Here is a 22,005-nt window from a genome sequence, read left to right as displayed (position 1 = left end):
TCGCCCTCCAGGGTATCCGGCCGGGTGCGGTGGGGTCTCCACCGCGTTCGTACGAGACCGGGGGCGGCCTCGGTCCCGGTCATCCCCGCAGCATCTCCTCCAGCCCACGGGCCACGGAAGCAGCCTCCTCCCCCGGCAGTGGGGTGCCCTCGGGTCCGGTCACGTAGAAGGCGTCCACGGCGTTGGCGCCGAGCGTGGAGACGTGCATGCTGCGCACCCGTACGCTCGCGTCCTCCAGGGCGCGGCCGATGCGGTGCAGCAGGCCGGGGGCGTCGTGCGCGCGGACCTCGATGACCGTGGCGTGCCGGGAGGCCGCCGGGGCGACCGTGACCCGGGGCGGCGGCGCGATGGTTCCGCGGCGCCGCGGATAGGCCGCGTCGCGCTCGGCGAGCCGGGCGGCGATGTCCAGGGAACCGTCCAGGGCGCGGACGAGGTCGGCGCGCAGCCGGGCCGCCTGCGGGATGGAGCCGTACTCGGCGGCGACCCGCCAGTTGAGCAGCAGCACCGAGCCCCGCACACCGTCGGGCAGGTCGAACGCGCGCAGCTCGGCCGTGCGGACGGTCAGGCGGTGCATCGCGAGGACACCGGCCACCGCGGGCAGCACTCCGGGCTGGTCGGGGACGGCGATCAGCAGTTCCACGCCGAGGGGTTCCGGATCTCCGGAGGGCTCCTCCTCGGTGGGCGGTTCGGTCTGCGCGCGCAGGGCCAGGACCGGGCCGCCGGTGCGGAAGGCCTCGATGGCGAGCCGTTCCTGCTCGGCCGTGGGGGCCGCCGCCTCGGGCTCCTCGGGTGCGTCCCCGGCGAGCACGGCCGCGACCCGTTTGACCAGGTCGGTGACGAGGGAGCCGCGCCAGGAGGACCAGGCGGCCGGCCCGGTGGCCAGCGCGTCCGCCTCGGTGAGCGCGTGCAGCAGTTCGAGGGTGCCCTGGGAGCCGACGGCTTCGGCGACCGAGCGGACGGTGGCCGGGTCCTCCAGGTCGCGCCGGGTGGCCGTGTCGACGAGCAGCAGATGGTGGCGTACGAGGGTGGCGAGGACGGCCACGTCCGCGCGGTCGAAGCCGATCCGGGTGGCCACGTCGCGGGCGATGATCTCGCCCGCGACGGAGTGGTCGCCGGGCCAGCCCTTGCCGATGTCGTGCAGCAGGGAGGCGACGAGGAGAAGGTCGGGGCGGCCCACCCGGCGGGCCAGCTCGGAGGCGCGGACGGCCGTCTCGATGAGGTGGCGGTCGACGGTCCAGATGTGCACGGCGTTGCGCTGCGGCCGGCAGCGCACCCGCTCCCAGTCGGGCAGCAGCCGGGTGATCAGGCCCTCGGCCTCCAGTGCCTCCCAGACCTCGACGGTCGGGCGCCCGGAGCCGAGCAGGGTGACGAGTTGTTCCCGGGCCTCGGCGGGCCAGGGTGTGGGCAGCGGGCGGGCGACGGCGGCCATGCGCCGGACGGCGTGCAGGGACAGCGGAATTCCCGACTGCGCCGCGGCGGCCGCGGCGCGGAGCGGGAGCACGGGGTCGCGCTCGGGGCGCGCGGCGCGGGCGAGCACCACCTCGCCGTCCATCTCGACGACCCCCTCGGCGAGGGGTGAGCGTTCGGCCGCGGGTTTGGCGCCGCCGCCGAGCATGGCGCGCAGCCGCGGCCGTACGGCGCGTGACTTGAGCACGCGCCCGACCTCGCGCCAGGTGACGTCGCTGGCGTACGAGACGACCCGCGCGGCCTCGTAGACCTGGCGCAGCAGCGTGTCGGCGTCCAGCAGTCCCAGTTCCGCGGCGACCTGGTCCTGCTCCTGGAGCGCGAGTCGGTCGGTGGCGCGTCCGGTGGCCAGATGCAGCGCGTCGCGTACGTCGAGCAGGTGCCGTCGGGCGTCGGCGAGGCCCTCGCGGGGCGCGTCGGCCAGCCAGGAGGCGGCGACGGCGCGCAGGGCGGTGGCGTCGCGGAGACCGCCGCGGGCCTCCTTGAGGTCCGGTTCCAGCAGGTACTGCAGTTCGCCCTGGCGTTCGGCCCGTTCGACGCAGAGCTCCTGGAGTTCGAGGAGACGCTTGGGGGCCTGGTTGCGCCAGTCGGCGAGGACGGCCGTACGCAGTGAGGCGGTGAGGCCGAGGTCGCCCGCGATGTGGCGTGCGTCGAGCAGCCCCAGTTGCACCTTGAGGTCGTCGCCGGCCGTCTTGCGGGCCTCGCCGGGGGTGCGGACCGAGTGGTCGAGCGCGAGACCGAGGTCCCAGACGGGGTACCAGATGCGGTCGGCGAGGGCGGCGACCGCACCGGAGTCGCTGCCGTCGTGCAGGAGGAGCAGATCGAGGTCGCTGCGCGGGGAGAGTTCACCGCGGCCGTAGCCGCCGACGGCGACGAGCGAGACCCCGCGCAGGCCCTCCCGTCGGCCGCCGGCGCCCTTCTGGGCGAGCCGCGCGGCGTCGTCCGTGCCGTCCCGGCCCTCCGTGCCGTCCGTGCGGTCCCTGCTGCGCTTGCTGTCCTTGCCGTCCTGGGTGCCCGCGCCGAAGAGGCCGGTCAGCCACTCGTCCGTCAGTTCGGCGAGGGCGGCACGGCGCGGCGGCCCGGACCGCGCCCCCTCCTGGAGGAGGCGCAGCCGGGCCGCCGCGTAGCCGCTGGGTCCCGAGTCCTCTGCTTCCGTACGCATGCCCGTGCTCGTCACCCAGCGCTCCTGTTCTGTTCTTCCGCTTAGAGCGCGTCCGGGCCGCGCTCGCCGGTCCGGACCCGGACGGCCGTCTCGACCGGGATGGACCACACCTTGCCGTCACCGATCTTGCCCGTGCGGGCCGCCTTCACGACGACGTCGATCAGCTGTTCGGCGTCGTCGTCCTCGGCCAGCACCTCTATGCGGATCTTGGGGACCAGGTCGACGGTGTACTCGGCACCACGGTAGACCTCGGTGTGTCCCCGCTGGCGGCCGTAGCCGCTGGCCTCGGTGACCGTGAGGCCGTGCACCCCGAAGGCCTGCAGGGCCTCCTTGATCTCGTCGAGGCGGTGGGGCTTCACGACGGCGGTGATGAGCTTCATGCGTCCACCTTCTTGCTCTGCGTACCCGCGAGGGCGGAGACCGAGCCGCCGACGATGCCGCCGCCCGCTCCGCTGAAGTCGTATGCGGTCTCGGCGTGCTCGGCCTGGTCGATGCCCGCGATCTCCTCGTCCTCGCTCACCCGCATGCCCATCGTCCTGTCGATGAGGAAGGCGAGGATCGCGGAGACGACGAGGGAGTAGCCGAGGACGGCGAAGACGCCGGCGCACTGCTTCCAGAACTGGGTGAGGCCGCCGCCGTAGAAGAGGCCCTCGACGGTGGACTGGCCCTTGCCGCTGGCGAAGAAGCCGATCAGCAGGGAGCCGATGACACCGCCGACGAGGTGCACGCCGACCACGTCGAGGGAGTCGTCGTAGCCGAACCTGTACTTGAGGCCGACGGCCATGGCGCAGACCACACCGGCGATGGCGCCGACGGCGATCGCGCCGAGCGGGGAGACCGCGCCGCCGGACGGGGTGATGGCGACCAGACCGGCGACCGCGCCGGAGGCGGCGCCCAGCGTGGTGAACGCGCCGTGGCGGATCTTCTCGTAGATGAGCCAGGCCAGCATGGCGGCGGCGGTGGCGACCTGCGTGTTGACGAACATCAGCGCGCCCACGCCGTCGTCGTTGCCGAGCCAGGAACCGGCGTTGAATCCGAACCAGCCGAACCACAGCAGACCGGAGCCGAGCATCACCAGCGGGAGGCTGTGCGGACGCATCGGGTCCTTCTTGAAGCCGACACGCTTGCCGATGACCAGGATCACGCCGAGCGCCGCGGCACCCGCGTTGATGTGGACGGCCGTACCACCGGCGAAGTCGATGACGCCGAGGTCGAACGCCCAGCCGCCGGTGCCCCAGACCCAGTGGGCGACCGGGAAGTAGACGACCGTGGCCCACAGCGTGATGAACAGCGACCACGCCGTGAACTTCACCCGGTCCGCCAGCGCACCGCTTATCAGCGCGGGCGTGATGATGGCGAACATCAGCTGGAAGACCATGAAGACGAAGATCGGGATGGTGTATCCGGGCCACAGTTCCGTCAGGCCGACGTTGCTGAGGCCGACCCAGTCCGAGGTCCAGCCGATGAAGGAGCCCTTGTCCGTGCCGAAGGCGAGGGAGAAGCCGTACAGGACCCACAGGATCGTGATGATCCCCATGCTGATGAAGCTCATCATCAGCATGTTCAGGGTGCTCTTGACCCGGACCATGCCTCCGTAGAAGAAGGCCAGGCCGGGGGTCATGATCAGCACCAGGGCGGAACAGATGAGCATGAACCCGGTGTTGGCGGCCGAGAGCTTGGGAGCTTCTGCGGCTAGCGTGATGGCTGGTGCCATCGGCGTCTCCTCGTCGTTGGTACGGCCCCGTGCGGGCGAAGCCTGAGCGGTCATGAGGGGTGGGCCGGTTATGCGCCATGAGATTGACGCAGCGCGGTTTCCGTCGACGCCCCTCGATGTTTCGCCGCAGTGACGAAGGCGTCTCGTGTGTTACGCGTGCATGAACTGCCCGATACCGGGCGGAGCGATCGTTATTGTTGCGCAACCTTCCCCGGATACGAAGAAACCGGCCACGGTCGGTCGTCCGATGACCTGGCATGGGGGAGCCGAGTCGGGCAGTTCGGGACGGCCGGCCGTGGCCGGGGTACTGGGGTCGGACCGCTTGCGCGGCCTGGGCTCAGACCGCTTCGGCGGTCTCCGGAAGGTCCACGGCGAGCTGCTCGGCGAGGTCCACGACCTCCGCGAGCTCACCGAAGTCACGCACGGCCGTGTCGACCGTCTTTCGGATACGAGTGTTCACGCGCTCCGAGCGCACTTTCCTGGCGACCGCCATCGCGTCCTTGGCCAATACCGCACTCTGCTCCGGCTCGCGCCGCAGCAGGTGCACGGTGGCCATGCCGATGAGGTTGAGTGCGTACGAACGCTGGTGTTCGGTGTCCTTGGCGAAGAGGTCGACGGCCTTCTGCATCAGGGGCTCGGAGAGCGAGGCGTAGGTGGGGCTGCGGCCCGCGACGTAGGCGAGGTCGCGGTAGGAGTGCGAGTTCTCGCCGTGCAGCTCGGCCTGCGAGAAGAAGCGGATCCAGTCGGGATCGGGGTCGTCCCAGTCGTGGACGTCCTCGAAGCTGTCCTCGGCCATCCGGACGGCACGCTTGCACTTTCCCGGCTGTCCCATGTTGGCGTAGGCGCGGGCCTCCATCGCATACAGCATGGACTGGGTGCGCGGGCTCGCGCAGTCCCGGCTCCCGTACTGCGCGAGGTGGATCAGCTCCAGCGCGTCGTCGGGCCGGCCGAGGTGGATCATCTGGCGGCTCATGCTGGAGAGGATGTACGAGCCCAGCGGTTTGTCGCCGGCCTCCTTGGCGGCGTGCAGGGCCAGCACGAAGTACTTCTGCGCGGTGGGCTGGAGACCCACGTCGTAGCTCATCCAGCCCGCCAGCTCGGCCAGCTCGGCGGCGACCTTGAACAGCCGCCTGCTGGTCGCCGCGGGCTGGGGCTCCTGGAGCAGGTCGGTCACCTCGTGCAGCTGACCCACGACCGCCTTGCGCCGCAGGCCGCCGCCGCACTGGGCGTCCCACTGGCGGAACATCATGGTGGTGGACTCCAGGAGGTCCAGCTCCGGCGCGGAGAGCCGGCCGCGGCGGGCGGCGGCCGGGTGCTCGGGCTCCTCCGGGGGCGGGGTGGGGGTGGGCACCAGCCAGCGCTGCATCGGTTCGATGAGGGACGGCCCGGCGGAGAGGGCCAGCGAGCTGCCGAGGAAGCCGCGCCGCGCGAGCATCAGGTCGCTGCGCGAGTACTCGCTGATCAGGGCGACGGTCTGCGGGCCGGTCCAGGGCAGGTCCACACCCGACACGGAAGGTGACTGGTGGGCGGCGCGCAGGCCGAGGTCCTCGACGGCGACGACACAGCCGAACCGCTCGGAGAACAGCTCGGACAGGATCCGCGGAATCGGCTCACGCGGGTTCTCGCCGTCCAGCCAGCGGCGCACCCGTGAGGTGTCCGTGGAGATGTGACTGGCCCCCAGTTGACGGGCCCTGCGGTTCACTTGACGTGCCAGCTCGCCCTTCGACCAGCCACTGCGCACGAACCACGAGCCCAACAGCTCATTCGGGCGCTTGTCAGCGTTCACACCGCTTCCGCCGTTGCCGCCCACTGGAACGCCCCCATCCCTGAGACCACTTGTACGCTGCGTGCGCCAAGCCCTATCAGAATGCCGGTAAATACGGCCGCACGTCCGGTGGTTCTCACCCTTCGAACGGGAAGCCGAGTTGCCTCCGGCATACCCACGAGTGCATTCGTCTCCAGGACTCGTGCACTCAAAGTAATCCTACGATCACCCGTCCAGCCATGGCGATCCGTGAAACGCCACCTTTCGCCACCCCTTCGAATGAACTCCGGATCGCCAGTACGCGATTCACTTGACATAGGACAGCCAGAAGTGGGCGCAACGGTGCACGCAGGGGCGCGCAGAGCAGAACGCAACCCTCGAAGCGCTCCCACGCGCCGCCGGGGCCGCGCGGCATCCAGGGGCATGAGGACAGACACGAGCGCAGACATGGGCGCAGGCGCGGGCACAGTGAGTGACGGATCGCATCCGAGTCGTAACCATGGGTGCGTCGGACCCGTTGGAGGGGGCATGGGCTTCACGATCGGCAGCAGCCGGGGGATTCGCGAGATCCGGCCCGGCTCCCGCCGCCGCGGCCGCTCGTCGGAGTGCACCGCGGTGGCCGAGTTCACCGGACTGTGGGGGTGGGACGTGGTTCCCGGCGCCCGGGCCGCCGCGGGGGCGTGTTCGTGCGGAAGGGCCGGCTGCTCCGTGCCGGGGGCGCATCCGCTGGACTTCGCACCGGTGATCCCGGCGGGCGCGACGCTCGACGAGGTGTCCGAGGCCTGGTCCGAGTTCCCGGGTGCCGCGATGATGCTGCCGGTCGGCCGTGCCTTCGACGTGATCGAGGTCGCCGAGCCCGCCGGACGGCGCGCGCTGGTCCGGCTGGAGCGGATGGGGCTGCCCACGGGCCCCGTGACCGCCACCCCGGACGGCCGCGCCCACTTCTTCGTCGCCCCCGGCGCGGCGGCCGAACTTCCCGAGCTGCTCTACCGGATGGGCTGGGACGACGCGTCCCTCGACCTGCACGGCCTGGGCCCCGGTACGTTCGTCACGGCGCCGCCCTCCGACCGCGCCGGCCTCGGCCCGGTCCGCTGGCTGCGCTCCCCCGCGCTGGACTCGGCGACCAGGCCGCCGCAGGCACGGCTGCTGCTGGGGACGCTGGCGTACGTGGCGCACAGGTCGCGCGCGTAACCACGGCCGGCGCCCGCCGGTACGACGAAGCGCCCCGTTCCCCCGGTACGAACACCCGCCCGTTCGCCGGTACGACGAAGCGCCCGTTCCCCTCGCACCGAGGGAACGGGCGCTTTCGTGTGCGCCTAAGCCGGGATCACTCGCCAATGAGCGCGTCCACGAACGCCTCGGGCTCGAACGGGGCCAGGTCGTCCGCGCCCTCGCCCAGACCCACCAGCTTGACCGGCACGCCCAGCTCGCGCTGGACCGCGATCACGATGCCGCCCTTGGCGGTGCCGTCCAACTTGGTCAGCACGATGCCGGTGATGTCGACGACCTCGGCGAAGACCCGCGCCTGGATGAGACCGTTCTGGCCCGTCGTGGCGTCGAGGACGAGCAGCACCTCGTCGAGCGGCGCGTGCTTCTCGACGACACGCTTGACCTTGCCGAGCTCGTCCATGAGGCCGGTCTTGGTGTGCAGGCGCCCGGCGGTGTCGATGAGGACGACGTCCGCGCCCTCCTCGATGCCCTCCTTGACCGCGTCGAAGGCGATCGAGGCGGGGTCGCCGCCCTCGGGGCCGCGCACGGTGCGGGCGCCTACGCGCTCGCCCCAGGTCTGCAACTGGTCGGCGGCGGCGGCACGGAAGGTGTCGGCGGCGCCGAGCACCACGTTCTTGCCGTCGGCGACGAGCACGCGGGCGAGCTTGCCGGTGGTGGTGGTCTTCCCGGTGCCGTTGACACCGACGACCATCACGATGCCCGGGGTGTCGAGGTTCGAGTCGGTCCTGACCGTCCGGTCGAACTCGGGGACGAGGATCTGCAGGAGTTCCTCGCGCAGCAGCGAGCGCAGTTCGACGGGCGTGCGGGTGCCGAGCACCTTCACGCGCTCACGCAGCCGCTCGACCAGGTCCTGGGTGGGCTGCACGCCGACGTCCGCGGTCAGGAGCGTGTCCTCGATCTCCTCCCAGGTGTCCTCGTCGAGGTGCTCGCGCGAGAGGAGCGTGAGCAGCCCCTTGCCGAGCGCGTTCTGCGAGCGGGAGAGCCTGCCGCGCAGCCGCACCAGGCGTCCGGCGGTGGGCTCCGGGATCTCGATCGCGGGCGCCTCGATGACGGGCGCGGGTTCCTCGACGGCGACGCCGGACGGCGACGAGCCGTCCGGAAGGTCCACCTCCTCTATCGTCCGGCGCGCTTCGTCGCGCGGGGTCTCGGCCTCGTCGCCGACGTGCGGCTCGGCCGGAGGGGCGGTGATGTCGGGCGTGGTGGGGGGCGCCGGGGGCAGCGGCTTCTTGCGGCGACTGCCGATGACGAGCCCGCCGAGTGCGCCGATCACGACCACGGCGATGACTACAGCAAGGATGACGGTTTCCATAACGCCCCCAGTATCAGTCATCGCTCCCCGGGGAGGGAGATTCCCTTGCCGGGGAGGGAATCCGTGACCTCATGGGGGAGCGCGGGAACACAGGAAAGGCGACAAACCGACATAATCTATGATCATTGCCCATGAGCACCGCCGAGCCCTCCGATGGCGCCCTCGAAACGCGTGGCATCGAGCCCGTGCCGAACTCCGGGCGGCATGCGAGAACCCGCGACCTCTTCCCCACCTGGGTGGCGGCCAACATCACCGTCCTGCTGCTGACCATGGGCGCCACGCTGGCCGTGTCGTACGGACTCGCTCTCTGGCAGAGCCTGGTGGTCGCCACCGTGGCGCCGACCGTGTCGTACGGCCTGGTCGGGCTGATCGGCATCGCGGGCAAGCGGGGCGGCGCGCCCGGCATGGCCCTGTCCCGTGCCGTCTTCGGCCAGCGCGGGAACCTCCTGCCCGGCTCGCTGATCTGGGTATCGCGCTGGGGCTGGGAGACGATCAACGCGGTGACCGGCGCCTACGCCCTGCTGACCGTCCTGGACATCGTCTTCGGCATCAGGAGCAACACGTTCCTGATCCTCGTGACCCTGCTGCTCTTCGTGGCCGCGACGTTCGCGATCTCCGGCTTCGGCATCAACGCCGTGCACCGGTGCAACAGGTGGGCGGCCTGCCTCTTCGCCGCCTTCTCCCTGCTCGTCCTCGGCCGCCTGGCCGCCAGGACGGACTGGGCCGAGGTCCTGCGGGGGCCGGCGGGGCCGACTCACCTGATGATCACGGGCATCGGGCTGATCGCGGCGGGCGGGATCAGCTGGGCGCCCTCGGCTCCGGACTTCACGCGCTATCTGCCGCGCGGGGCCTCGTCCGCGGCGATCGTGTGCTGCTCGCTCGGCGGCGCCGTCGTCGTCGTGGTCCCGCTGACCCTGATGGGCGCGGTCATGGCGGTCGCCACGCCGGACCTGGCCTCGGCCACCGACCCGGTCTCGTTCCTCGGCGCCGTCCTGCCGCTGTGGATGGCGGTGCCCTACCTGCTCATCGCGCTGGTCGGCATGGTGCTGATCAACGCCATGTCGATGTACTCGGCGGGCTTCACCGCGCAGAGCCTCGGCGTGAGGCTGCCGCGCCCCTGGGCGGTCGCGGTCAACGCCGTCGTCTCGCTGCTCCTCGGTGGCGTCCTGATGCTGGTCGCGCCCTCCTTCATCGGCTCGTTCCTCGCGTTCCTGACCCTGCTCGCGGTCACGTTCTCGGCCTGGGCCGGTGTCTTCGGCGCGGACATGCTGCGCCGCCCGGCGTACGACGCCGGGGCCCTGCTCGACACCACGCGCACCAGCGCCTACTGGTACCGGGGCGGCTTCAGCCCGGCCGCGGTCACGGCGTGGGCGATCGGCCTCGGCTGCGGACTGCTGTTCACCACGTCCGACTGGTTCACGGGCCCGCTGGCGACGGGTAATCCGGTCGGCGCGTACGGCCTCGGCTGGGCGGCGACGATGGTGACCTCCTTCCTCCTCTACGCCGTCCTGCCGAAACCCCCGGTGGCCCCCGGGGCGGAACCCGCCGAGGAGCCCGCGACTATGGCTGTCTGACGCTCCGTCAGTTACCGTCCCCCTCCACACACGAAGGGGGGCTCCCCATGCCCGTGACGGTCGTGCGCTTCAACCTCGTCGACCCGGACGCGACCCCCGCGTCACTGAGCGCCCGCTACCGGGCCGCGGTCGAGATGTCCGCCTACGCCGACGACCACGGCGTCACCACCGTGCAGACCGAGGAACATCACGGCGTCGCCAACAACTGGCTGCCCTCGCCGTTCACCTTCGCGGGCGCGGTCTTCGGCGCGACCCGGCACCTGGCGGTCACCGTCTCGGCGATCATCGGCCCGCTGCACGACCCCCTGCGGCTCGCCGAGGACGTCGCCGTGCTCGATCTGCTCAGCGGCGGGCGTCTGGTGACGGTGGCGGGCATCGGTTACCGGCCGGAGGAGTACGCCCTGTTCGACGTCGACTGGAAGCGGCGCGGCCGGCTCCAGGACGAGGTGCTGGAGACGGTGCTGAAGGCGTGGACCGGCGAGGAGTTCACCTACCGGGGCCGGACGGTACGGGTCACCCCGCGCCCGTTCTCGGATCCGCATCCACTGCTGCTGGTGGGCGGATCCTCCCGGGCCGCCGCCCGTCGCGCCGCCCGGCTAGGGCTGCCGTTCTTCCCCAGCGCGCATCTTCCCGACCTGGAGGCGTACTACAAGGAGCGGCTGACCGAGTACGGTACCGAGGGCTGGACCATGATGCCCGCCGCCGAGACCCCGCTGCTGCACATCGCCGAGGACCCGGACCGGACGTGGGCCGCGTACGGGCGGCACTTCCTGCACGAGGCACGCACGTACGCCTCCTGGCAGTCCGGTGACATCCGCTCGGCGGTGAAGTCGGCGGCCACCACGGTCGAGGAGCTGCGCGCCGAGGGCGTGTACCGCGTCCTGACGCCCGAGGCGTGTGTGGCCCAGGGCCTCGACCACCATGTGCTCCATCCGCTGTCCGGTGGCATGCCCGTCGAGGAGGGCTGGCGCAGCCTGCGCCTGTTCTGCGAAGACGTGATGCCCCGGCTCAGGGACCTGGAAGGCCGAGCCGGGGCATGACGTCTCTCACGAGTACGAGGAGAGGGGCAGCGGGGACTTGGCCCTTCTCCCCGAGTCGGGGGGTGCGGGCCTAGCCCATTTCCTCCAGGGCCTTGCCCTTGGTCTCCTTTACGTACTTGAGCACGAAGGGGATGGAGAGCGCGGCGAAGACCGTGTAGATCACGTAGGTCACGGAGAGGTTCCAGTCGGCCAGCGACGGGAAGCTCGCGGTGATGGCCCAGTTGGCGATCCACTGCGCGGAGGCGGCCACGCCGAGGGCGGCGGCACGGATCCGGTTCGGGAACATCTCACCGAGGAAGACCCAGACCACGACACCCCAGGAGAGGGCGAAGAAGAGGACGAAGACGTGCGCGGCGATCAGGGCGACCCAGCCCTGGGTGGCCGGCAGCTTGCCGCCCACCAGGTCGTAGGAGAACGCCCACGCTTCGAGGCCGAGACCGATGACCATGCCCACGGAGCCGATGAGCGCGAGCGGCTTACGGCCGACCCGGTCGACGAAGATCATCGCGATCACGGTGCCGATGATGTTGATGATCGACGTGGTGAACGAGTAGAAGAACGACTGCGAGGGGTCGACGCCGACCGACTGCCACAGCGTCGAGGAGTAGTAGAACGCGACGTTGATGCCGACGAACTGCTGGAAGACCGAGAGACCGATGCCGACCCAGACGATCGGCTTGAAGAAGAAGCCGCCGCCGAGCAGGTCCTTGAAACTCGACTTGTGCTCGCTCTTCATGGCGTGCTCGATCTCGGCGACCCGGGCGTTGAGGTCGATCTTGTCGCCCTCGACCTCCTTGAGCACCTCATGGGCGCGGTCGTGCCTGCCCACGGAGATCAGGAAGCGCGGCGACTCGGGGATCGCGAAGGACAGCAGGCCGTACAGGACGGCCGGGACGACCATGACGCCGAGCATGACCTGCCAGGCCTCGAGCCCCATGAGCTTGCCGCGCTGGTCGCCGCCCGCGGCGTTCAGGATGCCCCAGTTGACCAGCTGCGAGATGGCGATGCCGATGACGATCGCGGCCTGCTGGAAGGACCCGAGCCGGCCGCGGTAGGCGGCCGGGGAGACCTCGGCGATGTAGGCGGGGCCGATGACGGAGGCCATGCCGATGGCGAATCCTCCGATGATGCGCCACAGGGCGAGGTCCCACAGCGCGAACGGAAGCGCGGAACCGACGGCGCTGACCGTGAAGAGGACGGCGGAGATCTGCATACAGCGGATCCGGCCGATGCGGTCGGCTATCCGGCCCGCGGTCGCCGCGCCGACGGCGCAGCCGATCAGTGCGATGGCGATGACCTGCGCCAGGGCCGCGGAACCGACGTCGTAGCGGCCGCGGATCGCTTCGACGGCACCGTTGATCACGGCGCTGTCGTAACCGAACAGGAAGCCGCCCATCGCGGCCGCCGCCGCGATGAAGATGACGTGCCCGAGATGTTCGGGGTGAGCCGTCCCGGCTCCTGATGTGGGTGCCTGCGCAGTGCTGGTCACGTGTAACTCCTCGGGCCACCGGCCTCGCTGCCGGGGTGTGGGGGCAAGCCCTTCAGCGGTGGTTCCCGTGGCACACAGCTTCACGCCACACACCACCTGAAGGTAAAAGCAACGCTGCAGAGACTATGCCTTCAAGTATCGAAGTTAATAATCAGACTGCTGTGACTTTTCCCCACTCCGGTGAGGCCATCGTGTTCAAGTCTTGAATGCTTGAGGCTGACGTGGTTCGGATACCCCGAGAAACCGGAGGCACTCCGCCCGCTGCGGCTTCACCGGCCCGGTGGAGCCCGCCGGCTAACGGAGCCGCTGGCTGATGACCTTCGACACACCGTCGCCCTGCATGGAGACGCCGTACAGCGCGTCGGCGACCTCCATCGTGCGCTTCTGATGCGTGATCACGATCAGCTGCGAGGCCTCCTGGAGCTCCTGCATGATCCGGATCAGCCGCTGCAGATTGGTGTCGTCGAGCGCCGCCTCGACCTCGTCCATCACGTAGAACGGGCTGGGCCGGGCCTTGAAGATCGACACCAGGAGCGCGACGGCCGTGAGGGACCTCTCCCCACCGGAGAGCAGGGACAGCCGCTTCACCTTCTTGCCCGGGGGCCGTGCCTCGACATCCACACCCGTGGTGAGCATGTTGTCGGGATCGGTCAGGATCAGCCGCCCGTCACCCCCCGGGAACAGCCGGCTGAAGACACCTTCGAACTCCCGTGCGGTGTCCCGGTATGCCTCCGTGAAGACCTGTTCGACCCGTTCGTCGACCTCCTTCACCACCTGGAGGAGATCGGTACGCGTCTTCTTCAGGTCCTCCAGCTGCTCGCTGAGGAACTTGTGACGCTCCTCCAGCGCGGCGAACTCCTCCAGGGCGAGCGGGTTGACCTTCCCCAGCTGCTGGTAGGCCCGCTCGGCCGACTTGAGCCGTCGCTCCTGCTCCGCGCGGTGGAACTGCCGGGGCTGGTTGCGCGGGTGCTCAGGGTCCTCCGGCAGCTCCTCTCCCTCGGCGGGCAGCGAGGGCGGTACGAGCTGATCCGGACCGTACTCCGCGACCAGCCCCCCCGGTTCGACGCCGAGCTCCTCCAGCGCCTTCATCTCCAGCTGCTCCATCCGCATCCGCTTCTCGGCGCCGAGCACCTCGCCGCGGTGAACCGAATCCGTGAGTTTGTCCAGCTCCGCCTTGAGGTCGCGCCCCTCGCCCCGGACCGCTCCGAGCGCCTGCTCCTGGTGCGTCCTGGCGTTCTCCGCCGCGCCCCGCTCCTCCTCGGCCCGGCCCAGCGACACCTCGACGTGCGCGAGCAGTTGCCGGGCGCCGGAGGCGACGGCCTCGGCGACCGCCGCCTCGTGCCGCAGCCGGGCCCGCCGCTGCTCCGCACGCGCGCGTGCCTCACGCTCCGCGCGCGCGGCCCGGTCGAGCCCGTCGGCCCGCCCGGCCAGCCCCTTCACCCGCTCCTCGTGCGTACGCACCTGGAGCCGGGCCTCCATCTCGGTCTGGCGCGCGTTGGCCCCGTCGGCGGCGAGCCGATCGCGTACGGCGGTGTCGGGCTCCTCCTCCACGGGCATCTCCTCGGCGACGGCCAGCCGCTCGGCCAGCACCTCCGCCTCCTCCACCGCCCGGTCCAGCGCCTCCTGCGCCCGCGCGGCGGCGGCGGTGCTCCGCTCGGCCTCCCCGGCCGCGCCCCGCGCCTGCCCGGCCAGCCGCCCCAACTGCTGGGCCACGGAGGACTTCTCCCGCTCGGCGGCCCGCCGTCGCTCCCCCAGTTCCTCGACGAGCGCGGCCCGCTCCTTGCGCCGCTCGACGGCCCGGTGCTGCGCCTCGCCGAGGTCCTCACAGCGCACGGCGAGCTCTTCGAGCTCGGCCGCGGCCTCGTCGACGGACGCCTGCACCTCCAGCAGGCTGGGCGCCCCTGCGGAGCCGCCGTGCGCGAAGTGCGCCCCGAGCAGGTCGCCCTCGGCGGTGACCGCGCTCAGCCCCGGCCGCGCGTAGACCAGGTCCTCGGCGTCCTCCAGCGTGCCGACCACGACGATCCCGCGCAGCAGTCGCCGTACGGCCGGCATGAGCTCCGCGGGTCCCCGCACGAGGTCCGCGGCGTAGGGAGGACCGGTGGGGTGCGCCGGCAAGGTCCCGGCGGTCTCGCCGCCGTCGCCGTGGTCCCGGGCGGGCTGCCGGATGTCGGAATGGCTCCAGGCCCGGTCCCCACCGCCCGGTTCACCGGTGTGCGCGTCCCGGCGCCCGGTCCCGCCCGCCGTGACGCCGTCCCCGTTCCGTGGTGCCGCCGGCTCCTCCGGAGCTCCCGCCAGCAGCAGCGCCGCCCGCCCGGCGTCCTGTTTGCGCAGCAGACGGATGGCCTCGGCCGCCGAAGCGGGGGTGGTCACCGCGATGGCGTCCGCCGCCGTACCGAAGGCGGCGGCGAGGGCGACCTCGTACCCGGGGGTGACGGACAGCAGTTCGGCGGCGGGTCCGAGAAGCCCCGCGAGCCGGTCCTTCGCGCCCAGCAGCGCGCCCGTACCGTCCTTGCGCCGCAGGCCGAGCGCCAGTGCCTCGTGGCGGGCCTGGGTCGCGGCGCGTCTGCGTTCGGCCGCGGTGGCCGCCTCGCGGGCCTCGGTGAGGGCGGACTCGGCGTCGGCGAGTGCCCGTCTGGCCTCCTCGTGCCGCTCCGTCAGTTCGGTGTCGCCGGCGTCGAGGCCGTCGACCTCGGCCTTCAACTGCTCGTACTCCTCCTGCGCCGTGACCGCCCGCTCCTGGGCCTCGTCGCGGGCGGCGGCGAGCCGGTCGATCTCGGACTGGGCGGAGGCGGCCCGTGAACGCGCCGCGTTGACCTGGCCGTTGAGGCGGGCCAGGCCCTCACGGCGGTCGGCGATGGCACGGGCGACGTCCTTGAGACGGCGTTCCTCGACGGCGAGCTCGCGCTCCAGCTCGGCCCGGTGCGCGACCGTGTCCTCCAGGGCGTGCTCGGCGGCCTCCAGGGCCGCTTCGAGCTCGGCCTCCTGCTCGCGGATGCGCGCGGCCTCGCGCTCCATGTCCTCGGGATCGCGCCCGCGCCGCTCCTCCGGGGGCGCCGAGGTGGCGCTCTTCACGCGCGCGTCGGCCAGCGAGATCGTGCCGCGTACCCGCTCGGCGAGCTGCGACAGCTCGTACCAGGTCTGCTGGGCACGCTGGAGGCGGGGCGTGAGGCGGCGCACCTCCTCCTCCAGGAGCGCTTCGCGCTGGAGTGCCTTCTTCAGATCGGCCTCGGCCGCGTCCTTGCGTTCCTTGAGTGCCGCCTCGTCCGCGATCTCCGTCTGGAGCGCCTGCCTGAGACGTACGAGGTCGTCGGCGAGCAGGCGGAGCCGGGCGTCGCGGAGGTCGGCCTGGATGACGGCGGCGCGGCGCGCGACGGCGGCCTGCCGGCCGAGGGGCTTGAGCTGGCGCCGGAGTTCGTCGGTCAGGTCCTGGACCCGGGCGAGGTTCGCCCGCATCGCGTCCAGTTTCCGCAGCGCCTTCTCCTTGCGCTTGCGGTGCTTGAGGACCCCGGCCGCCTCCTCGATGAACGCGCGGCGGCCCATGGGATCGGCGTGCAGGACGGAGTCGAGCTGCCCCTGGCCGACGATCACGTGCATCTCGCGGCCGATGCCGGAGTCGGACAGGAGTTCCTGGATGTCGAGGAGCCGGCAGGTGTCGCCGTTGATCTGGTATTCGCTGCCGCCGTTGCGGAACATGATCCGCGTGATGGTGACCTCGGCGTACTCGATGGGCAGCGCCCCGTCGGAGTTGTCGATGGTCAGGGACACCTCGGCACGGCCCAGCGGCGGGCGGCCGGTGGTGCCGGCGAAGATGACGTCCTCCATCTTCCCGCCGCGCAGCGACTTGGCCCCCTGCTCGCCCATCACCCAGCTCAGGGCGTCCACGACGTTGGACTTGCCCGAGCCGTTGGGGCCCACGACGCAGGTGATGCCCGGCTCGAAGCGCAGCGTGGTCGCCGAGGCGAACGATTTGAACCCGCGCAGGGTCAGGGCCTTGAGGTGCACGCCGCCGGACTCTACCTTTCGGGCCGGTCTCACTCCATGAACCCGCGGTTTCACCCATGAACGTGCAGGGCACACCAGACGTACAAGAGCTTGAAGTACAGGCGGGGGAAAGAAGAAGGGACGCCGAAGAGGCGTCCCTTGCAAATCTGACAACTTAGCGGTTGATAGGGGCTGCCCAACCACTGCCGTCGTGGTGCGGTGCAGTGATCAGGTGAGCGCAGGCTCCGCCTGGGGTACGTCGATGCTCTCGAGAAGCGAGTCGTGAGAAGCGGCAGCCGCGAGCGCGTCGTTCTCGGCCTGAATCCGTCCGAGCTCGGATTCGAGGTCCTGGACGCGCTGCTGGAGCCGTCGCATCTCGGCAATGAGTCGCGGGTCGGAACCGCCGACGTAACCGAGAAGCGCCTTTGCCATGATGGATGGTCCTCCACACTGAGTGACCGACCGAAGCGGTGTGGGTCGTGAGGGAATCGCACCCGCGATGCTTGGCACTTGCTAAATTCTTGCTGCGGTTCCACATGCCAAACAGCTAAGGTGCGCGGGGCTTTCAGCGTCTCACCAAAAAGTTTGACGGTCAACACGATCACACCCCGTATTGGGGGGCAACCCGCTGTCGCGCGGCTCTGGGGCGGCTGCGCTGCGACTCCTGTGGGGCCCTGGGGGTGTGGAGATGATCCTTCTCCCGGGAGCCTGCCACGACGAGCCCTTCTTGGCAACCACCAGGCCGTTTCCGCTCCCGGCAGGTGCCAGAGGCATGCGCCGGCGCGTCCGGCGGTGGCCTCGTGCCCGTCACCGTCACCGGATGGCGAAGTCCTCGTAGATCCCCCGGGGCGTGTCCCAGATCTCAGTGACTCCGTCCACCCGCCCGGGTGTGTCGTCCCCCTGGAGCCAGTCCAGCAGGCCCTCGCACGCGACTCTGGGGCCCTCCGCGACGACCTGGACCCGTCCGTCGTCCAGATTGAGGGCGAAACCACTCAGGCCGCCGATCTCCAGCGCCCTGGCCCGCGTGAACCAGCGGAAACCCACACCCTGGACACGCCCGCGTACCCAGACGACCAGTCGTACAACCTCGTTCATGCGTGCACGCTAACCGGACAAAGTCTCTCCGGGCACTTCCTCCCCTCCCGCCATGCGGTACCGTCCCGGTCCAATGAGTCTCATATGAAACTCACTCTTTCGAGTGAGGGACGCTGACCGAAAGATCGAGGAAGGCCAGGAGATGGGACGCCACCGACGCTCCGCCGCCGGCCGCGCCGCCACAAGCCGCGCCACCGGGGTCACCGATACGCACGGACCCCTCACGGAAAGCTATGGGCCGGAGAACCTCTACGGCTATGCCGCCATCGCCGACCTCCCGAGCACGGCCGCCGCGCGCTCGCACCGCAAGCGGAAGGCCGCGACGCCCGTTCGCACGGGTCTGCTCGGTGTCTCCGCGGCCGTCGCCCTGGGCACCGTCGCCGTCGCAGCCGGAGTAGTGCCCGGCGCGAAGGACTACGCGCTCGGCGGCGGGGGCAACAACTCCGACCAGGTGCAGGCCGTCGGTTCCCCGTCGAGCCAGGAGACCCAGCAGGGCGGCACCTCGGGCAGTGCGGACAGCCGCGACGACCAGTCGACGAGCCGCGACTCCGACCGCGCTTCCGCCCCTTCCGCGCCCCCCGCCACGTCGGCGGCCACCGCGCCGACGGCGACACCTTCCCAGGAGCCGGCCACCACCGATCCGGGCAGGACCGCCGAGCCCACGGAGCCCTCGGCCCCGGTCTCCGAGGTCGCGAGGCCCAAGGCCCCGGTGACCACCGCGCCGGTGACGCTGACGGCCGAGGCCGCCGCGGAGGCCGAGGTGCTCAAGCTGGTCAACGAGGAGCGGGCCAAGGTCGGCTGCTCCCCGGTCTCGGCGAACAGCGCCCTGACGGACCTCGCCCAGTCCTTCAGCGAGGACATGTCCCTGCGCGACTTCTTCGACCACACCGACCCGAGCGGGCTCAGCCCCTGGGACCGTGCGGCGAAGGCGGGCATCACCGCGCTCGGCGGCGAGAACATAGCCCGTGGCCAGGCAGACGCGGCAGCGGTCATGGACGCCTGGATGAACAGCGAGGGCCACCGCGCCAACATACTGAACTGCGACTTCAAGACCCTGGGCGTCGGCGTGCACCTCGGCGCCGGCGGTCCCTGGTGGACGCAGGACTTCGGCTACTGAGACAGCCGCGGGTGAGGAGGGCCAGGAGCCTTCCTGGGCCGTGTCCGGGCCGTCCGTCGTGGGTTCTTCGTCCGTGAGGACACCATCCGTGGCGGCCCGGGTCCGGTTCGCCGGTCGGAGCGGACACGACGGCTGACACCGACGCCGGACACGACGGCTGACACCGGCGGGCCAGGTTCCTGGGCCCCCGCGCCTCGCGGGGCGCCGTCCCGCAGTCGATGGACGGCACCTCGCCAGTTCGGCTCGGGCCCGGCATCCGGTTACTTCGTCACCTCCGCGGACTTGTACGTGGTGGATCCCGGGGCCACGCAGACGAACCAGTTCGCGGTGGGATAGCCGTGCACGGACCGGATCACGGCCTGGGTGCCGCGCTGAGCGGAGTTCTCGGGAGCCAGGTCGGCCAGGGTGGTGCTGCCGTCCTTCCAATGGCAGGCGACCTGCTTCGCGGTCTTCGCGACCGTGCCGACGACCAGGCGCAGCGGAGCGCCGTCCCCGGTGAGGGGCTGGGGAACGGCGTGGATGTCGGTTCCCTCCGGCCGGGGCAGCTTGCCGACCGTGTCGAACGCCACCAGCCGCGTGCCGGAGTCACCGTAACCGCGCAGGACGAAGTAGCTCGTCCTGCCGACCAGGTCGGAGGGTCCGCCCGTGGTCGCCGGAGTGAGCCCCCAGCTGTTCATGGCCTTCATCTGCCGGGTGGCCTCGGTCCTGTCGCGCGGCGCCGCCCACACCTGCACGTTGACGCCCCACTGCTTGCCCTCGTAGGTACCGAAGCCCACGTGCGAGATCTGCGGCTCGTCCACCTGGCGTCCGTCCGCCGGGACCGGCTTCGCGGGCGTGGCGGGGTCGTCCGTGCCGGGCAGGCCGGTCAGCGCGAGCGCCCCCGTCGATCCCGCCAGCACCACTGCCGCGACCGCCGTGACCGTCCGCCGTCGCGCCCTGCGCCTGCCGCCGGCCCGCATGACCGCCTGGACGGGGGCCACACCGACCTCGAACCCGTCCGCGGCGTCCGTGAGGAGGGGGGTGAGCTCTCGCTGTGCCATGCCGTCGTTCTCCAGGTCCGTGCTCGTCACTTCCGCCCCCTCTGCAACACCGCGTCGCCGAGTACCGGCAGGGCGCGCAGCTTCGTGATCCCCTTGGCCGCGTTGCTCTTGACCGTGCCGACCGAGCAGCCCATCGCCTCTGCCGTCTGCGTCTCCGTCAGGTCCGCCCAATACCGCAGGACCACCGCCTCGCGCTGCCGGGCGGGCAGGTGGCCGAGGGCTTCGAGCAGCGCGCGGCGGTCGTCGACCTGGGCCATCCGGTCGTCGATGTCGGCCACCTCGTCGACCAGGTCCGAGTCGTCCCTCGATGCCAGGAACTCCCGCAGTTTTCTTCTGTGCCTGCGGGCGTGCGTGTTGATCATCACGCGCCGGACGTACGCCTCCGGGTCGTCCGCGGAGCCGACCCTGCGCCACGCCGCGTAGACCCGCTCCATCGTCGACTGGGCCAGGTCCTCGGCGGCGTGCCGCTCCCCCGTGAGGAGAAACGCGGTACGCATCAGTCGCGGCCAGTGGCCGGTCATGAATCTCCGGAACTCCTCGTCCCGTACCTGCTTGCCGTCCCTCATGGACACCTCCTACATGGGGGAATGAGTCCATGAGCCGACCGGACCGTTGCCTCGTACATGGACTCCGGGGAAAGAAAAAACCTCCGCGCCGGCCACGACGACGTCAACACGACCCCGCCCTTGACTTCTTCGGCCACCGACCGCCCCGGCGCACGGCAGGGCCGCACCCGCCGAGAACGGTGGGCGCGGCCCTGTCGTGGGGGGCGCGGGCGGCGCGGGCCTGTCGTAGGGGGCGCGGCCCCGTGTGCGGCGCGGACCCCGCAAGAAGGCCTGGCCGCTCCCGTCGTCGCCTACGCGGCCGCGCGCCCCAGCGAGAACGCCCGTGCCGCCTCCGCGACCCGGCGGCCGAGGTGCTCGGCCGTCGCGATGTCGGCCTTGTGCACGGTCTCGGGGCCCTCGTCGATGTTGGTCTGCGCGGCGGCACCGGCGAAGACGCCGAGGCGGTTGAGGTCGTGCTCCGACGCCGAGCTGCTGTTCCAGCCCGGGTGCAGACCGAGGTTGATCCAGTTCATGCCGTGCTGCGCGGCCAGGATCTGGAAGAACTGCAGGGTGTGCAGCTTGTCGCCGCTCTTGGAGCCGGAGTTGGTGAACCCGGCGGCGAGCTTGTCCTGCCAGTCCTGCCCGAACCAGCGCTTCGAGGACGCCTCGGCGAAGACGTGGAAGGCGCCGGACGCCGTGCCCATGTAGGTCGGCGAACCGAAGACGATCGCGTCCGAGGCGTCGAGGCGTTCCCACTCGGCGTCGGTGATCCCGTCGACCTTGATCAGGTGGACCTCGGCACCGGCCTCGGCCGCTCCGGAGTGGACTGCCTCGGCGAGAACGGCCGTGTGGCCGTAGCCCGAGTGGTAGGCGATGGAGACAACAGGGGTGCTCACGATAGGACTCCTCCAGGTGGTGACAACGAACAAAAGGAAAGCACTAACTTCTAGTTAGTGCAACCTTCTGGTTAGCGCTGACTCGGAGTATGGTGATGGCATGGAAATCGCCGTGCCCACCGCCGAGAGCGGTGAGTTTCAGGACCTCGCCTACAACGTGTTCGCGCGCAGCTGCCCGTCCCGGGGCACGCTGGAGCACGTGACCGGACGCTGGGGATCCCTCACGCTCGGAGCGCTGCACGGCGGCACGTTCCGTTTCAACGAACTGCGGCGCCGGGTCGACGGCGTCAGCGAGAAGATGCTCTCCCAGACGCTGCACGCGCTGGAGCGCGACGGCCTGGTGCACCGCGACGCCCAGCCGACGAACCCGCCGCGCGTCGACTACACCCTCACACCGCTCGGCCAGGAGGTCGCGGAGCGTCTGCTCACCCTCATCCACTTCCTGGAGGGACGCATGGACGACGTCCTGGAGGCGCGTGAGCACTACGACGTGACGCGTGACGCGTGAGGCGTGAGGCCTGAGGGGACGAGAAGGCCTTCGGGGGCGCGCCGTCACCGAGGGCCCTTCCGGGCGCGCGTCGGCG

General features: G+C 71.0%; 16 protein-coding genes and 1 pseudogene. 5 read left to right on the top strand and 12 right to left on the bottom strand.

Annotated elements, in window-relative coordinates; all coding sequences use genetic code 11:
- Positions 1 to 79: 79 nt before the first annotated feature.
- The 4 genes and pseudogenes from HEP85_RS28305 to HEP85_RS28290 all read right to left on the bottom strand — a co-directional run.
- Positions 80 to 2,608, bottom strand: a pseudogene (locus tag HEP85_RS28305) ([protein-PII] uridylyltransferase); the annotation flags it as partial.
- A 59-nt stretch (positions 2,609 to 2,667) separates the two neighbouring features.
- The gene (locus tag HEP85_RS28300; protein WP_054235369.1) at positions 2,668 to 3,006 is read right to left on the bottom strand and encodes a P-II family nitrogen regulator; all 339 of its coding nucleotides are present in this window, start codon (positions 3,004 to 3,006) and stop codon (positions 2,668 to 2,670) included.
- The gene (locus HEP85_RS28295) at positions 3,003 to 4,340 is read right to left on the bottom strand and encodes an ammonium transporter (protein WP_168530426.1); all 1,338 of its coding nucleotides are present in this window, start codon (positions 4,338 to 4,340) and stop codon (positions 3,003 to 3,005) included. The genes HEP85_RS28300 and HEP85_RS28295 overlap by 4 nt, the downstream gene beginning before the upstream one ends.
- Before the next feature lie 337 nt (positions 4,341 to 4,677).
- Entirely contained in the window at positions 4,678 to 6,150 is a 1,473-nt protein-coding gene (locus HEP85_RS28290; protein ID WP_369657870.1) for a hypothetical protein, read from the bottom strand.
- Between the two features lie 483 nt (positions 6,151 to 6,633).
- Here HEP85_RS28290 and HEP85_RS28285 point away from each other — a divergent pair, with 483 nt between their 5' ends.
- The gene (locus HEP85_RS28285; RefSeq protein WP_356012456.1) at positions 6,634 to 7,296 is read left to right on the top strand and encodes a bifunctional DNA primase/polymerase; all 663 of its coding nucleotides are present in this window, start codon (positions 6,634 to 6,636) and stop codon (positions 7,294 to 7,296) included.
- Between the two features lie 136 nt (positions 7,297 to 7,432).
- On the opposite strand, the gene ftsY is transcribed toward HEP85_RS28285, so the two are convergent.
- Positions 7,433 to 8,644, bottom strand: a complete 1,212-nt coding sequence (ftsY, locus tag HEP85_RS28280) for a signal recognition particle-docking protein FtsY (protein ID WP_168530424.1) — start codon at positions 8,642 to 8,644, stop codon at positions 7,433 to 7,435.
- A gap of 131 nt (positions 8,645 to 8,775) precedes the next feature.
- Between ftsY and HEP85_RS28275 the strand changes: the two genes are divergently transcribed.
- Together HEP85_RS28275 and HEP85_RS28270 are read left to right on the top strand one after the other, a co-directional pair.
- Positions 8,776 to 10,218 (top strand): cytosine permease, encoded by a 1,443-nt coding sequence (locus HEP85_RS28275; RefSeq protein WP_168530423.1) that lies wholly within the window; start codon positions 8,776 to 8,778, stop codon positions 10,216 to 10,218.
- 47 nt (positions 10,219 to 10,265) lie between these two features.
- Positions 10,266 to 11,258, top strand: coding sequence for an LLM class flavin-dependent oxidoreductase (locus HEP85_RS28270; protein ID WP_168530422.1), 993 nt, complete (start codon positions 10,266 to 10,268; stop codon positions 11,256 to 11,258).
- Positions 11,259 to 11,328: 70 nt separating this feature from the next.
- Here the strand turns inward: HEP85_RS28270 and HEP85_RS28265 are convergent, their stop codons facing one another.
- The 4 genes from HEP85_RS28265 to HEP85_RS28250 form a co-directional block, all read right to left on the bottom strand.
- Positions 11,329 to 12,747: a sugar porter family MFS transporter gene (locus tag HEP85_RS28265; RefSeq protein ID WP_168530421.1), complete on the bottom strand. Its 1,419-nt coding sequence runs from the start codon at positions 12,745 to 12,747 to the stop codon at positions 11,329 to 11,331.
- A 294-nt stretch (positions 12,748 to 13,041) separates the two neighbouring features.
- Entirely contained in the window at positions 13,042 to 16,749 is a 3,708-nt protein-coding gene (locus tag HEP85_RS28260; protein ID WP_365770193.1) for an AAA family ATPase, read from the bottom strand.
- Between the two features lie 207 nt (positions 16,750 to 16,956).
- Complete coding sequence (locus HEP85_RS28255) at positions 16,957 to 17,160, bottom strand: hypothetical protein (protein WP_107021972.1); 204 nt, start codon at positions 17,158 to 17,160, stop codon at positions 16,957 to 16,959.
- 381 nt (positions 17,161 to 17,541) lie between these two features.
- Positions 17,542 to 17,823, bottom strand: coding sequence for an acylphosphatase (locus HEP85_RS28250; RefSeq protein ID WP_168530420.1), 282 nt, complete (start codon positions 17,821 to 17,823; stop codon positions 17,542 to 17,544).
- Between the two features lie 142 nt (positions 17,824 to 17,965).
- Between HEP85_RS28250 and HEP85_RS28245 the strand changes: the two genes are divergently transcribed.
- The gene (locus HEP85_RS28245; protein ID WP_168530419.1) at positions 17,966 to 18,940 is read left to right on the top strand and encodes a CAP domain-containing protein; all 975 of its coding nucleotides are present in this window, start codon (positions 17,966 to 17,968) and stop codon (positions 18,938 to 18,940) included.
- A gap of 260 nt (positions 18,941 to 19,200) precedes the next feature.
- Here HEP85_RS28245 and HEP85_RS28240 read toward each other — a convergent pair whose 3' ends face one another.
- From HEP85_RS28240 to HEP85_RS28230, 3 genes are all read right to left on the bottom strand, one after another.
- Complete coding sequence (locus HEP85_RS28240; protein WP_168530418.1) at positions 19,201 to 20,010, bottom strand: hypothetical protein; 810 nt, start codon at positions 20,008 to 20,010, stop codon at positions 19,201 to 19,203.
- Positions 20,007 to 20,546: a SigE family RNA polymerase sigma factor gene (locus tag HEP85_RS28235; protein WP_168530417.1), complete on the bottom strand. Its 540-nt coding sequence runs from the start codon at positions 20,544 to 20,546 to the stop codon at positions 20,007 to 20,009. The genes HEP85_RS28240 and HEP85_RS28235 overlap by 4 nt, the downstream gene beginning before the upstream one ends.
- Positions 20,547 to 20,836: 290 nt before the next feature.
- Positions 20,837 to 21,421 carry a flavodoxin family protein gene (locus HEP85_RS28230; protein WP_168530416.1) on the bottom strand — a complete coding sequence of 195 codons (585 nt, stop codon included), beginning with the start codon at positions 21,419 to 21,421 and terminating at the stop codon, positions 20,837 to 20,839.
- Between the two features lie 100 nt (positions 21,422 to 21,521).
- Between HEP85_RS28230 and HEP85_RS28225 the strand changes: the two genes are divergently transcribed.
- Positions 21,522 to 21,929: a helix-turn-helix domain-containing protein gene (locus HEP85_RS28225; RefSeq protein ID WP_168530415.1), complete on the top strand. Its 408-nt coding sequence runs from the start codon at positions 21,522 to 21,524 to the stop codon at positions 21,927 to 21,929.
- Positions 21,930 to 22,005: the final 76 nt, after the last annotated feature.

The organism is Streptomyces sp. RPA4-2 (assembly GCF_012273515.2).
Taxonomy (GTDB): Bacteria; Actinomycetota; Actinomycetes; order Streptomycetales; family Streptomycetaceae; genus Streptomyces; species Streptomyces kaempferi.
This window is presented reverse-complemented; position numbering and strand designations above follow the sequence as displayed.

Coding starts and splice junctions, on each gene's coding strand:
- HEP85_RS28235 (WP_168530417.1), bottom strand. CDS start 20,546: ATGAGGGACGGCAAGCAGGTACGGGACGAGGAGTTCCGGAGATTCATG.
- HEP85_RS28300 (WP_054235369.1), bottom strand. CDS start 3,006: ATGAAGCTCATCACCGCCGTCGTGAAGCCCCACCGCCTCGACGAGATC.
- HEP85_RS28275 (WP_168530423.1), top strand. CDS start 8,776: ATGAGCACCGCCGAGCCCTCCGATGGCGCCCTCGAAACGCGTGGCATC.
- HEP85_RS28285 (WP_356012456.1), top strand. CDS start 6,634: ATGGGCTTCACGATCGGCAGCAGCCGGGGGATTCGCGAGATCCGGCCC.
- ftsY (WP_168530424.1), bottom strand. CDS start 8,644: ATGGAAACCGTCATCCTTGCTGTAGTCATCGCCGTGGTCGTGATCGGC.
- HEP85_RS28255 (WP_107021972.1), bottom strand. CDS start 17,160: ATGGCAAAGGCGCTTCTCGGTTACGTCGGCGGTTCCGACCCGCGACTC.
- HEP85_RS28270 (WP_168530422.1), top strand. CDS start 10,266: ATGCCCGTGACGGTCGTGCGCTTCAACCTCGTCGACCCGGACGCGACC.
- HEP85_RS28295 (WP_168530426.1), bottom strand. CDS start 4,340: ATGGCACCAGCCATCACGCTAGCCGCAGAAGCTCCCAAGCTCTCGGCC.
- HEP85_RS28250 (WP_168530420.1), bottom strand. CDS start 17,823: ATGAACGAGGTTGTACGACTGGTCGTCTGGGTACGCGGGCGTGTCCAG.
- HEP85_RS28225 (WP_168530415.1), top strand. CDS start 21,522: ATGGAAATCGCCGTGCCCACCGCCGAGAGCGGTGAGTTTCAGGACCTC.
- HEP85_RS28245 (WP_168530419.1), top strand. CDS start 17,966: ATGGGACGCCACCGACGCTCCGCCGCCGGCCGCGCCGCCACAAGCCGC.